Source organism: Maritimimonas sp. 2304DJ26-3 (genome assembly GCF_056591635.1).
Genome location: NZ_JBWQOK010000002.1, coordinates 344022 through 356901, shown reverse-complemented (window position 1 = coordinate 356901; position 12880 = coordinate 344022). Strand labels below are relative to the sequence as shown.

13 protein-coding genes are annotated in these 12880 nt (G+C 30.1%); 10 read left to right on the top strand and 3 right to left on the bottom strand.

The genetic code is table 11. The annotated features are described in order from the left end of the window. Nucleotides 1-11: 11 nt before the first annotated feature. The 6 genes from AC1EUV_RS06545 (at nt 12) to AC1EUV_RS06520 (ending at nt 6191) form a co-directional block, all read left to right on the top strand. A complete protein-coding gene (locus AC1EUV_RS06545; protein ID WP_480197875.1) occupies nt 12-842 on the top strand; it encodes an N-formylglutamate amidohydrolase in 831 nt (276 codons plus the stop codon). Nucleotides 843-875: 33 nt separating this feature from the next. Next, nucleotides 876-2033 (top strand): peptidase MATCAP family protein, encoded by a 1158-nt coding sequence (locus tag AC1EUV_RS06540; protein WP_480197874.1) that lies wholly within the window; start codon nt 876-878, stop codon nt 2031-2033. 4 nt (nt 2034-2037) lie between these two features. Then, nucleotides 2038-3861 carry a CPBP family glutamic-type intramembrane protease gene (locus AC1EUV_RS06535; RefSeq protein ID WP_480197873.1) on the top strand — a complete coding sequence of 608 codons (1824 nt, stop codon included), beginning with the start codon at nt 2038-2040 and terminating at the stop codon, nt 3859-3861. Nucleotides 3862-4668: 807 nt separating this feature from the next. Then, entirely contained in the window at nt 4669-5076 is a 408-nt protein-coding gene (locus AC1EUV_RS06530; protein WP_480197872.1) for a hypothetical protein, read from the top strand. 82 nt (nt 5077-5158) lie between these two features. Then, the gene (locus AC1EUV_RS06525; protein WP_480197872.1) at nt 5159-5566 is read left to right on the top strand and encodes a hypothetical protein; all 408 of its coding nucleotides are present in this window, start codon (nt 5159-5161) and stop codon (nt 5564-5566) included. Between the two features lie 19 nt (nt 5567-5585). Further along, entirely contained in the window at nt 5586-6191 is a 606-nt protein-coding gene (locus AC1EUV_RS06520) for a DUF2911 domain-containing protein (protein ID WP_480197871.1), read from the top strand. Nucleotides 6192-6373: 182 nt separating this feature from the next. Here AC1EUV_RS06520 and AC1EUV_RS06515 read toward each other — a convergent pair whose 3' ends face one another. Next, nucleotides 6374-6784 (bottom strand): thiol-disulfide oxidoreductase DCC family protein, encoded by a 411-nt coding sequence (locus AC1EUV_RS06515; protein WP_480197870.1) that lies wholly within the window; start codon nt 6782-6784, stop codon nt 6374-6376. A 110-nt stretch (nt 6785-6894) separates the two neighbouring features. Here AC1EUV_RS06515 and AC1EUV_RS06510 point away from each other — a divergent pair, with 110 nt between their 5' ends. Genes AC1EUV_RS06510 through AC1EUV_RS06495 form a run of 4 tightly spaced genes read left to right on the top strand, consistent with a single transcriptional unit; the run spans nt 6895 to nt 11256 of the window. Continuing rightward, nucleotides 6895-7587 carry an ABC transporter ATP-binding protein gene (locus tag AC1EUV_RS06510; RefSeq protein WP_480197869.1) on the top strand — a complete coding sequence of 231 codons (693 nt, stop codon included), beginning with the start codon at nt 6895-6897 and terminating at the stop codon, nt 7585-7587. Nucleotide 7588: 1 nt separating this feature from the next. Next, nucleotides 7589-8818 carry an ABC transporter permease gene (locus AC1EUV_RS06505; protein ID WP_480197868.1) on the top strand — a complete coding sequence of 410 codons (1230 nt, stop codon included), beginning with the start codon at nt 7589-7591 and terminating at the stop codon, nt 8816-8818. Nucleotides 8819-8832: 14 nt separating this feature from the next. Continuing rightward, nucleotides 8833-10095, top strand: coding sequence for an ABC transporter permease (locus AC1EUV_RS06500; protein WP_480197867.1), 1263 nt, complete (start codon nt 8833-8835; stop codon nt 10093-10095). A 45-nt stretch (nt 10096-10140) separates the two neighbouring features. Further along, nucleotides 10141-11256, top strand: a complete 1116-nt coding sequence (locus AC1EUV_RS06495) for an efflux RND transporter periplasmic adaptor subunit (RefSeq protein ID WP_480197866.1) — start codon at nt 10141-10143, stop codon at nt 11254-11256. Nucleotides 11257-11314: 58 nt separating this feature from the next. Here AC1EUV_RS06495 and AC1EUV_RS06490 read toward each other — a convergent pair whose 3' ends face one another. Next, on the bottom strand, nt 11315-11908 hold the full coding sequence (locus AC1EUV_RS06490; RefSeq protein WP_480197865.1) for an acyloxyacyl hydrolase: 594 nt from the start codon (nt 11906-11908) through the stop codon (nt 11315-11317). 46 nt (nt 11909-11954) lie between these two features. After that, nucleotides 11955-12842: a 3-hydroxyacyl-CoA dehydrogenase family protein gene (locus tag AC1EUV_RS06485; RefSeq protein ID WP_480197864.1), complete on the bottom strand. Its 888-nt coding sequence runs from the start codon at nt 12840-12842 to the stop codon at nt 11955-11957. Nucleotides 12843-12880 lie beyond the last annotated feature (38 nt).

Sequence of the window (12880 nt, the reverse complement as noted above, 5' to 3'; positions counted from 1 at the left end):
TATTTATTGCTATGCTAAAACTTTCAGTTGATCAAATAATTCAAAAAATAAATAATCAAGAAACTTTCGAGGCAGTTTCTGAAGATTATTCATTCACTATAAAAATAGACGAATATGTGCATTATGTCTGTGGTGCTGTGCATGATGGACATCAATTTAGAAAAGAACTATGGGATAACTGTCTGCATACAGAATATGAGCGTTGGTTCGAAGAAGATCCTGCTACTAAAGAAATGGTAAAAACGCATCCTATCATTATTGCTGGTATGGATTCTCGTTTTGAGTATGACCTCAATCGAGAACCTAAAAGAGCGATTTATGAAGATGCTTGGGGAAAGCAATTATGGAGAAGTCCTTTACCAAAAGAGATGCATGGTAAGAGTTTAGAAAAGCACTATAATTTTTATAAAGTTGTGAATGCGTTGATAGGAAAATTAGAAGAATTGTTTGGTATTTGTGTTGTTTACGATATGCACAGCTATAATTGGAAACGATGGGATAGGGAAGTGCCTACTTGGAATTTAGGTGCTGCCAATATTGATAATGATCGATTTGGGAATGAAGTAGAATTATGGAGATCTATGCTAGAAAAGATGCAACTACCTAACGGTATAAAATCTACCTCCAAAATTAACGATACTTTTCACGGTAATGGTTACTTTTTAAAGTTTATCACAGAACATTTTAATAATACTTTGGTTCTGGCTACCGAAATTGCTAAAGTGTATTGTGATGAATTAAATCAAATTATGTACCCTGAAGTTGTAGCTGCCGTAGAAAAATCGTTAAGAACTGATTTAAAAACACACGCTAATGTTTTCTACACCAATCATAAAGTTTAAATTTGCCCTACCTTATTGAAGAATTGATATTTGATGAAAGAATCTGAAATTGCTACCGAAGCCTTATTTAAAATAGATAATTATATAGATCAATTAGTTAAGAAAATTGAACTATTAAGTTATGTAAATCCTATTAATATAGAAGAACAAAAACAAGAGTTCTTTGCTTCGAAATATTTAACAGATCCAGTTTTTGAATATCCAAGTATAGATTTTGATAAGTTTAAGTTGCACAGAGAGTTCTTTGCTCAGCCAATTGAACTGATTGAAGATAAGGATTTAAGAAAGCTGTATGAAGAGATTGTTTATTTTTATTCAGGATTAATACAATGTATTGAAACAATAGGTGAAGGAAAGAAATTCTATTATAATAGTTTGCATTCATTTGGTACACCAACTGAACAAGATGTTGAGAATGCTAAATTTATTCTTCATTTTGATGAAGAAGATGGTAATTCTGAGCAGTTTCAACCTAGGTATTCTCCACAACAAGCTGAACAGATTTTTAGAGATTACTCTAAGCAATATGATTTTACGTATGAAATAAAGTATTCTGGGAAGATGGGTGCGATTGCTATGGTGCTCAATAATATTAAGACGCTTGTCATTAATAGTAATCATAGATTTTCTGATAATCAGATGGCCGTATTAACAAATCATGAAATCGGTGTTCATATGGTTACGACAATGAACGGTTTATTACATCCGTTAAAGATCTTTTCACATGGTTTTCCCAATAATGTAGAAACACAAGAAGGCCTGGCTGTTTTTAGTGAATATATGTCAGGGAATTTAACTATAAAACGCCTTAAAGAGTTATCTTATAGAGTAATTGCTGTTGATAGTCTTGCTAAAGGCTATCCATTTTCTAAGACATTTAGATTATTGCATAACGTATATGATCTAGATAGAGAAGAAGCTTTTTATATTACTATGCGTGCGCATAGAGGTGGAGGTTTTACTAAAGACTATTTGTATTTAACTGGACTAAAAAAGGTTTTCGATTACTGCAATGAAGGAAAGGATATGAGTTTGCTTCTTACAGGAAAAGTATCATTAGAATACGCAAGTGTAATACAAACGCTTATAAATAAAGGATATGCTGTGTCTTCTAAGCATATCACAAATTCTTATAAAGAGAATAAGAATACAAATAAGACTATAGATTTTATACTTAAAAGTTTAAAATAGATTCATGACAAAATATTTTATTCTAATCTTTTTTACATTCTTTTTTACTTATTGCTTTTCTCAAGAAAAAACGGTTAATAGTGTTGATAGTCATAAATATTTTGTAGAAAAATTAAAGAGTTCTAAAGATTTGATATATAAGGATGTTTTAGAAAAGTATAATGATTATATTAAAAATAACCCTGATGATATTTTAACTAAGGTTTACAAATGTAAGTTTATAGGTAGTGCATATTATGATCAATATGAAGATTATAATGAGAATTATGAAGAAACGGAAGAATGTATTAACTCTCTTTATGAATTTTATCCAGATCACCCCGAAGTATTACTATATAAGTTAGAATATATCTATGGAGAAGAAAGAGAGAACTTTATTGAAAAATTAATAAATATTTATAAGGAAAATAAAGATAATTGGACTTCAGAACAAGCTGGCGAACTCTATAAACAGGCTACTTATTTTTACCAAAACGATAAACATGGTATTGCCATATTATATTCATTACAAGCAGAAAAAATTAATGATAGTATAGATTTAACACTTCAAAGAGCTAGGGCACATATAGAATTAGGAAATGATAAAAAAGCACGAGAAGCTGTATTATCTAAATTATCTAATAATAGCGAAACTTGGATATTAAAACAAAAAGCTGAACTGTTACTCCGACTAAATGAAAATGAAGAAGCATTAAAAACTTTCGAAAGATTAAACATTAAAGACTCAACATATTCAAATAATGAAAGTCTTTACAAGATATTTTTAAAAAATAAGAAATACCAAATTGCGAGAAATTATCTTGTAAAAGATACTTTAATAGAATGGAATAGAGAAAACGCAATTAAGAACTTATTAAAACATGATTTGTCCTATTCTGATGCTGATATTGCTTTTAAAACCTTTAAAAGAGCCCAGCAAAATGACTATTTCAATGACTTCTTTGGAGTTAATCGTATACGATTAGCGTTAAAGGGCAAAATTTTTGGGTGGTCGTTTAATGATTCGACACATATTTTAATTTTATTTACTTCAATTCTTCTGCTTTTTATTATTCCCTATATATGGATTTTGCCTATATATTTTTCTGGAAATGTATTGTTTAGGAATAAAGCTAAAGCTATAATTAATTTTGATTGGAAATTAAGACATTTCTGGCTTATTAGCTTTTCTTATCTTCTAATAAATTTTGTTCTTCAGTTGGTTTTTGATTATAAGGCTACAATAGATTATTTTTTTTATGATATAGAAGGAGAAGAGGATATGACACTTTTAATAAAGACTAATTTCTGGTTTATTATATTAATGTTTTTTTCTACTTTACTTTTTTTAAATAAAGAAAGGATTAAGTATTTATACAAATCTAATATTGGTGTTTTAAGGATTCTTTCCCTATCTATAACTTTTTTAGTATTTAATTTTATAGTTATAAGGTTTTTAAAATTATTTATTGATTTTAATGTTATTCCTTCGTTTAGTATTAAAGAAGTTATAACTAGTTTAATTGAACAAAATGGAATATTTGTTGCAATTGTAATAGTTGCGGGATTAGTACCTATATATGAAGAAATTATTTTTAGAGGAATTATTTTCAGCTCTGTTGAAAAACGTGTTGGATTTTGGTTAGGTAATTTTACCCAAGCTATCTTGTTTGCATTAGTACATGATAACTTATCGTTGTTTATATATTATTTTATTTTCGGATTTATCTTAGGGTATGTTGTTAAACGAAGTAAAGGACTTCTAGCCGGAATTATATTTCACTCAGTAAATAATGCAGTAGCTTGCTTAATTATTTACTATACCATCAAAATGCAAAGTTTCTTTTAATATAACCACTTCATTTGAAAGAATAAAAGAATACAAATGAAACTATATATTTTATACTTTAAAATTTAAAATATTACTGCTCTATACTGTTACAAAAAGCTTATAGAGGTTTCATTTTTTGCGATTTTCTGATATTATTTCCTCTAAAATTGATTTAATACGTCCGATAAATTTTGAATTTTAATACTTGAAAATGGGTACTTTTTTTGGTGAGAATTAGCAGTTTTTAAAAAAATATTGATCAATATTTCACTATTACCTCTGTTGTTATTAAATTAACAATCTGAAAATCAATAAATTAACTGTAAAATGAAAAAATCATGGTTTTCCATGAGTTTTAAAAATCACTAATTGCTCTATTGACATATATAGTTCTTTGTGGTATGTTAGCAATGTATTTCGTTAATTATTCTTGAATTCTTTACTCAGTATCTTGAGTGCGGTCTTCAAAACAAACAAAGAGTTTAAAGATTTTATAAAATAACTATTTAAGTTATTGGTAAGTCGCTATTACATTTATAAGGAAATTTTATCCTTCAGTTTTAAAATCTTTAATTATCAATTTTAGTTTTCTCAATTATGAGAATTTGTGAGTAGTTCACACTATTCATAACGGATTTAATGTTGCTTTATTGTAAAGTTAACATAGGGAGATTACATCTTAAATTTAAATCGAAATACAATTTAAGATGTTGAAATACAACGAAATACATAGTTTTAACGAGATATTGTATGACTTGCTCCTTTCTTTCCTTAATTAAAATTGATCACAGTAACTAAAAAGTATAACAATTAAAAATTAGAATCATGAAGAAAGTAGTTTTAACCATCGCAATAAGTTTAGTAGCCTTAGTAACATTTGCTCAAAGCACAGAGGCACCACAGAGAATGAAATATGTAACAACTGGTCCAGACGGTTCTGTAGCCATGACCATTATAGATGATACTAGAGAAGATAATATGAAATTAGAATCTGCAGATGTATTTTATAAGTATCAGATTTTAGATCCACGTACAAGTGAGCCAGTATATTCTGCAAAGAATAAAGGTAAATCTTGTGAGATCGATAAGACCAAATTAGCTGCGGGTACTTATAATTTAAAGTTATATACATCGAACTTTGTAATTACTTCAAAAATTACAGTATCAGCAACACGTAAGTTAAACAATGTTCTAAGAGCAGACAATACACTTGCAGTAAATATGAATGACTAATACATAAAAATAATCGACGGACTCCTTTCTTCCTTTAAATAAAATTTAACGTCAAAAAAATAAACAATTAAAAATTAGAATCATGAAGAAAGTAGTTTTAACCATCGCAATAAGTTTAGTAGCCTTAGTAACATTTGCTCAAAGCACAGAGGCACCACAGAGAATGAAATATGTAACAACTGGTCCAGACGGTTCTGTAGCCATGACCATTATAGATGATACTAGAGAAGATAATATGAAATTAGAATCTGCAGATGTATTTTATAAGTATCAGATTTTAGATCCACGTACAAGTGAGCCAGTATATTCTGCAAAGAATAAAGGTAAATCTTGTGAGATCGATAAGACCAAATTAGCTGCGGGTACTTATAATTTAAAGTTATATACATCAAACTTTGTAATTACTTCAAAAATTACAGTATCAGCAACACGTAAGTTAAACAATGTTCTAAGAGCAGACAATACACTAGCTGTAAATATGAATGACTAATACTATCAATAAAATCGCTATGAAAACATTTAATAATCTAAATCAAGAAAAAATGAAGTCTATATATATAAAATTAATCATTGCAATTTATGCAATTACGTTATTCGCCCTTAATGGGAATGCTCAAGGGTTCAAAAACTTAGATAATGCGCCACATGATATAGCATATTTTAGAGAGAGTAGAGTATCAGCTCCATTGGTAAAAGTTATTTATGGTAGACCATCAATAACTAAAAATGAACAAATCTTTGGCAATAAAATTCCATTTGGGGAGTTATGGAGAACAGGAGCTAATGAAGCAACTGAGATAAAGTTATATCAAGATACTGTAATTAATGATGTAGTTGTTAAAGCAGGTACTTATGTTTTGCTAACGATACCAGGTGAAAATGAATGGGAAGTTATCTTGAATTCTAATCTCGATGTTTGGGGTGCATTTCAATATGACCCAAAAGCGGATGTAGCTCGAATCAAAGTCCCCGTTAGCAAGGCAGAATTATTGGAGTCATTTTCTATTGCTTTTAAAAAGAAAGAAGAGCAATTAGATATGGTATTGGCATGGGGTACAACTAGAGTAAAAGTACCTATGCGAGTTGAAGAGCAAGAGTTTTTTGCTAAGCTATAGAATAATTAAAAAAATTAAATGCAATAAAGGAATTAAATGTAAACAAAATGAGAGGCATTTTATTTGACTTGAATGTCAAAATGAAACTTACAGAAATACAAATACTACTTTTACAAGAATAATAATTGTTTCAAAAATGCTTCTCATTAATTAGCCTAGGTCAATCTTCGATCTAGGCTTTTTTAATCTAAAAAACGAATTTTTAATTCGTTACTTGGTATCATACAGTTATCCTTTTTACCGAACCATTTATATCTATTCTTAGCAATAATCAAATAGATAAAGTCTCTAAAAAACTTTGGAATAATTATGAATGAATATAATAGTGGATACAAACCAGATAATTTTCTAGAAATTCTCAGTACCGCTGTAGACTTATCATAGACTTTACCATTCTCTATCAATAAAATGGATTTATAATCTAAATTTTCTTGATTTTTGTGTAACAAAATTTCCTGTCCAGCGTCAGATTGTAGAGAGGAGAATAAAAAATAATTTTTTTTGTCTCTTTTTATGATAAATTGAATAGATGAGTTACATAAATTACAAACTCCATCAAAAAGAATAATTGATTTGCTCTTTAAATTTATCATAAGGCAAAGTTACGGAATAGTAACAGATTAGTTTTTGAATCGTCTTTTAACAAATTATTAGGATTTGCCAATCAGGCAATTCTTAATTTTAATGTTTAATAATTAACCAAATGATTGAAATAAAAAAGCTTCACAAATCTTACCCAATGGGTAAAGATTCTCTTCATGTATTAAAAGGTTTAGACTTAACTATTAAAGAAGGTGAATTTGTATCCATTATGGGATCTTCAGGTTCAGGCAAATCTACTTTATTAAATATTGTTGGTTTATTAGATATTCATGATGAAGGTGAATATTATCTAAATGGCGACTTAATTGAAAAATTGAATGAGAAAAAGGCTGCAGTACTAAGAAACAAATTTTTAGGTTTTGTTTTTCAATCATTTAACTTAATTTCATACAAGACTGCTCTAGAAAATGTAGCCATGCCTCTTTATTACAAAGGTATTAACAGAAAAGAAAGGCAGAAAATTGCCTTAGAGTACTTAGATAAGGTAGAATTAAAAGAATGGGCAAATCATTTACCTAGTGAACTTTCTGGTGGGCAAAAACAACGTGTAGCAATAGCAAGAGCTTTAGTTACACAACCTAAGGTTATATTAGCTGATGAGCCCACAGGTGCATTAGATTCTACAACTTCACATTCGGTAATGGAGTTATTAAAAGAAATCAATAATGAAGGTATGACCGTTTTTGTTATTACCCATGAGGAGGATATTGCAGAGCAAACAGATCGAATTGTTCGATTAAAAGATGGTATTATTATTAGTGATGAGTTGACCAAAAAAGCTAAAGCAGTTTAATATGTTTGATATAGGCCGTTGGCAAGAAATATTTCAATCAATAGGTAAGAATAAGCTTAGAACTTTCTTAGGCGCATTTACTGTTGCCTTAGGTATTTTTATATTCACTGTTCTTTTTGGTATGGGTAACGGGTTGAAAAATACGTTTAATAAATTCTTCTCAGATGACGCTACGAATACCATATTTGTAGGTACAGGAACTACTACTAAAGCGTATAGAGGATTCAAAGAAGGGCGTCAAATACAATTTAAAAATGATGACCTCGAATTGTTAAAAAAGGAGCTCGGAGATAAAATAGAATATATTACCCCAAGAGTATATAAGTCAGTTGAGGTTGTAAATAAGGATGAATCGGGAACTTATAGTTTAAGAGCAGTCTTTCCGGATCATCAATTCTTAGAAAATACAATAATTACGGAAGGTAGATATATAGATAATCGTGATATTAAGAATAAAAGTAAAGTTGTTGTAATCGGACGCTTAGTCAAAGAAGATTTGTTTAAGAATCAACCTGCTTTGGGTAAATTTTTAGAGATGAATGGCAGCACTTACAAGATTGTTGGAATCTTTAGAGATACTGGCGGAGACAATGAAGAGCGTTTAATTTATACTCCAGTAAGTACTACACAATTGGTGCATAAAAATACAGATGAGATTGATCAAATAAACCTATCTTTTAATAAAGCTATTGGAGTATCTGGAGCTAAAAAAATGGTTTCTGATATTAACAAAATCCTGAAGAAAAAACATTCAGTTGCTAAAAGTGATCGAAGTGGTATCTGGATAAGATCTGTTTTTGATAATTACCAACAGAACATGCAGTTTGCAAACATGCTGCAAATGATTGTTTTATGGATTGGTATTGGAACATTGTTTGCTGGAGCCATTGCAATAGGAAATATTATGGTTTTTGTTGTTAAAGAAAGAACGAAAGAGTTAGGTATTAGAAAAGCTCTAGGTGCTACACCAGGTTCAATAGTTGGTTTAATATTGCAAGAATCAGTATTTATTACTGCTATTGCTGGATATATTGGATTGCTTATTGCGGTTTTTGCTCTAAGTAGGATGGGAGACAGCTTAGAAGATTTTTTTATTACAAACCCTCAGGTTAACTCTGGAACAATTATTTCTGCAACAGTTATTTTAGTTTTAGTAGGTGCAATTGCAGGATATATACCCGCTAGACGTGCAGCAAGAATAAAACCAGTAGTAGCATTAAGTGAAGATTAAAAAAACCTAGTATTATGAAATTTATATTTGATAGTGACACTTGGCAAGAAATATTCGGCTCGATAAAAAAGAGTAAACTAAGAACAGCAATAACAGTTGTAGGTGTTTTATGGGGCATTTTGTTATTCATTACTTTATTAGGTGCTGCGAGAGGAATGGAAAATGGTTTTGATAGGGAATTTAGCAATTTAGCAACAAATAGTATTTTTTTATGGGGAAGCAGAACTGGTGTTCCAAATAAAGGTTTTCAAAGAGGTAGAAGAATTAGATTGAAAGTGCAAGATGCCGAGGCTATAGAAAAATATGTACCAGAGGTAGAATTTGTAGCACCAAGAAACGTGCAAGGCGTTTTTGGGGGCCCACCTGCTCAGGTTAAGAGAAAAACTAATTCTAAAACATATAAGGTTTTTGGTGACTATCCTATATTAGATAACGTTAATAAGATCAAGCTGTATGATGGCAGATTTATTAATAAAAATGATATAGAAACTGAACGTAAAGTATGTATTATTGGTAAAAAAGTTGTAGATGAGTTATTTGAAAAAGATGAGAATGCCGTTGGTGATTATGTAGAAATTAATGGAAGTTTTTTTCAAGTGGTAGGAGTTTATAAAGAACGTACTGGTGGTAGTTTTGAAAGTGATGATTCTATCTATATGCCGTTTACTACGTTTAGAAAACTAAATAATACAGGAGATGGCATTGGCTGGATGGTTATAGCTGCTCATAAAGATGCAGATATTACTAAGGTTGAAAAAGATATAAAGACAGTTTTAAAGCGAAGGCATCAGGTGCATGCGGAAGATGAGAGAGCTTTTGGTTCTTTTAATTTTGGAGAGATGTATGCTAGAATTACTGGCTTTGTAAAAGGAATCAAATTCTTAACATGGTTTGTTGGTATAACTACATTAATTGCTGGTGTTATTGCTATTGGTAGTATTTTGTTAATCACAGTTAAAGAGAGAACTAAAGAAATTGGAATAAGAAGAGCTTTAGGTGCAACACCTAAGGATGTAAAAGGCCAAATAGTGCTAGAATCGGTTTTTTTAACATTAATTGCCGGAGTTTTAGGAATTATTTTCGGAGGACTTATATTATTTATAATAAACGCTACTTTAGTAGGAGGAGATGGTATACCTTTTGTGAATCCTACTGTTAATATTCCAATAGCCATTGGTGCTGTATTGGCCTTAGTAACCTTTGGAACCTTAATTGGTTTAATTCCAGCACAAAGAGCAGTAAGTATTAGACCAATTGAAGCTTTAAGAGAAGAATAATAGAAACATAATATATAAATAATCAACTAAGAAAATCAATAAGAAATGAAAAGAAAGATCATATTTGGTGTCATAGCAGTAGCATTAATAGCAGTGCTGATATGGTTTGGTAAAATGAACAGCAAATCACCTGTTGAATACGAAACTGAAACTGCATTTAAAACCAATATAGTTAAGAAAACTGTGGCAACAGGTAAAGTAACACCTTTAGAAGAGATCGAGATCAAACCACAAATATCTGGTATTATAGACAAAATCTATTTAGAAGAAGGTACTAAGGTTAAAAAAGGAGATCTAATAGCTAAAGTTAGAGTAGTTCCAAATGAGCAATCCTTAAATAGTGCTAGAGGCCGTGTAAATAGTGTTCAAATTCAGTTAAATAATGCTGAGATTTCTTACAATAGAAATAAAGCACTGTATGATAAAGGAGTTATTTCTCGTTCTGAATTTGAAGCTGTTGAATTGACTTTTAATCAAGCAAAGCAAGATTTACGTAATGCTCAAAATGATTACCAAATTATTCGTAGAGGATCTGTTGGTGGAGGTGGAGCTAACACTAATATTAGGGCTCAAATAGCTGGAACAGTATTAGAGATTCCTGTTAAAGAGGGAGATCAAGTAATACAAAGTAATAATTTTAATGCCGGTACTACTATAGCTTCTATTGCGGATATGACTAAGATGATATTCGAAGGTAAAGTAGATGAAGCAGAAGTTGGCAAAATTCAAAAAGATATTGACCTAGATATTACTTTAGGTGCTGTAAATGATAAAAAATTCCCAGCAAAATTAAATTTTATTGCTCCTAAAGGAACTGAAGATAGTGGTGCGGTTCAATTTACTATTAAAGCTGACGTTACCTTGGATGATAGTTACTTTCTACGTGCTGGATATAGTGCTAATGCAGAAATTGTTTTAGAACAAAAGGATAGTGTATTATCTATAAAAGAATCTTTATTACAATTCGATAAAAAGACAGAAGAGCCTTATGTAGAAATACAAACTGGAGAAGATAAGTATGAGAAACGTGATGTAAAGCTGGGAATATCAGATGGTATTAATGTTGAAATTCTTGAAGGAGTAACTCCAGAAGATAAAATTAAGGTTTGGAATAAAAAAGCTAAGAAAGAAGATGACGATGAGGAAGATGATGATAACTAAACTTTAAAAACTAAATAAACTAAATCCGAAGTTAGTTGCCAAACTACTTCGGATTTTTTTATATTCTAAACCCTAACCCAATCTCTAAATTTAAACTATTATAGCCACTATTTCTATCTTGCAATTCTGCATTAGAAACATGATTAAAACTGGGTTTAATTGAAAAAAACCACTTATCACTCATTAGGTAATCTATGGTTAAGCCTAAATTTTCTATAAATGTAAAACCTTTTGATAAACGCTCCGTTTCTGTATCTATTATTGCAGGTCCAAATGATAAATAAGCAAGTAAATCAAACTTCTTTAATATTCTTTTTTTTATAGATAATTCACCTTGAAACGCATATAATTTCATGGATTTCACTTTAGTAAATCGTTCTCTAAGCTCTTCAAAATTTTCTTCATGAGGCTCCACAAAGTACTTATTAAGCAATTGATGTCTAATAAATAGAACTTGAGGTTGTATACTTAAACCCAATTGATACTTTCTTCTGTTTAGTGGATAGTAAAAAGAAGCTTTTACAATATTGGTTTTGTATGAATAGTCTTTATCATTAAAAAAGATGTTATTTTCATTTCCAACTCCAAAGTAGAAACTAATGGCTTTTGGTTTAAATTTAGAAGTATTCTTTTTTTCTTGAGAAATGCACAAAAATACATTTATCAAAAATAAAAAGAGAAGCAATTTCTTTAACACCTTATGAGAACTGAGAAGATATCTTTTCTGCTTTTCTACTTTCTGAATAGTCATAGAATCCTTCACCAGATTTCACACCTAATTTACCAGCTGTTACCATATTAACCAGTAGAGGGCAAGGAGCATATTTCGGATTTCCAAATCCATCATGAAGAACATTTAATATCGATAGACAAACATCTAAACCAATAAAATCTGCTAATTGCAAAGGTCCCATTGGGTGTGCCATTCCTAATTTCATAACAGTATCAATTTCATAAACTCCAGCAACACCTTCGTACAAAGAATAAATAGCTTCATTTAACATTGGCATTAAGATTCTATTAGCTATAAAACCTGGATAATCATTTACTTCTACCGGAACTTTGTTTAGTTTCTTTGAAAGTTCCATTACTGTATTGGTCACTTCATCAGAAGTGTTATAACCTCTAATAACTTCAACTAGTTTCATAATTGGTACAGGATTCATAAAATGCATACCTATAACCATATCTGGTCGTTTGGTAACAGAAGCTATCTTAGTAATAGAAATTGAGGAAGTATTACTAGCCAAAATGGTATCATCTGGGCAAACTTCATCGAGCTCTTTAAATATTTTTAATTTTAAATCAATGTTTTCAGTGGCAGCTTCAACTACTAAGCTAGCATACTGAACACCTTCTTTTATAGAGGTATATGTTTGTATACTATTCAAAGTATCTTGTTTATCTTGCTCAGAGATTTTTTCTTTAGCAACCATTCTATCTAAATTCTTAGAAATGGTCGCTATACCTTTATCTAAAGCTGTTTGTGATACATCTATTAATTGCACTTTATATCCAAACTGTGCAAAAGTATGAGCAATTCCGTTACCCATAGTTCCAGCTCCTATTACAGCTACATTCTTCATAATTTAAATTTGATTTTTATTCCGCGACAGCGAAAGTA

Bases quoted from the DNA above. Each gene is read 5' to 3' on its own strand.
- AC1EUV_RS06515 (WP_480197870.1), bottom strand. From the start codon at position 6,784: ATGATAAATTTAAAGAGCAAATCAATTATTCTTTTTGATGGAGTTTGT.
- AC1EUV_RS06535 (WP_480197873.1), top strand. From the start codon at position 2,038: ATGACAAAATATTTTATTCTAATCTTTTTTACATTCTTTTTTACTTAT.
- AC1EUV_RS06485 (WP_480197864.1), bottom strand. From the start codon at position 12,842: ATGAAGAATGTAGCTGTAATAGGAGCTGGAACTATGGGTAACGGAATT.
- AC1EUV_RS06495 (WP_480197866.1), top strand. From the start codon at position 10,141: ATGAAAAGAAAGATCATATTTGGTGTCATAGCAGTAGCATTAATAGCA.
- AC1EUV_RS06530 (WP_480197872.1), top strand. From the start codon at position 4,669: ATGAAGAAAGTAGTTTTAACCATCGCAATAAGTTTAGTAGCCTTAGTA.
- AC1EUV_RS06500 (WP_480197867.1), top strand. From the start codon at position 8,833: ATGAAATTTATATTTGATAGTGACACTTGGCAAGAAATATTCGGCTCG.
- AC1EUV_RS06540 (WP_480197874.1), top strand. From the start codon at position 876: ATGAAAGAATCTGAAATTGCTACCGAAGCCTTATTTAAAATAGATAAT.
- AC1EUV_RS06510 (WP_480197869.1), top strand. From the start codon at position 6,895: ATGATTGAAATAAAAAAGCTTCACAAATCTTACCCAATGGGTAAAGAT.
- AC1EUV_RS06525 (WP_480197872.1), top strand. From the start codon at position 5,159: ATGAAGAAAGTAGTTTTAACCATCGCAATAAGTTTAGTAGCCTTAGTA.
- AC1EUV_RS06505 (WP_480197868.1), top strand. From the start codon at position 7,589: ATGTTTGATATAGGCCGTTGGCAAGAAATATTTCAATCAATAGGTAAG.
- AC1EUV_RS06545 (WP_480197875.1), top strand. From the start codon at position 12: ATGCTAAAACTTTCAGTTGATCAAATAATTCAAAAAATAAATAATCAA.
- AC1EUV_RS06520 (WP_480197871.1), top strand. From the start codon at position 5,586: ATGAAAACATTTAATAATCTAAATCAAGAAAAAATGAAGTCTATATAT.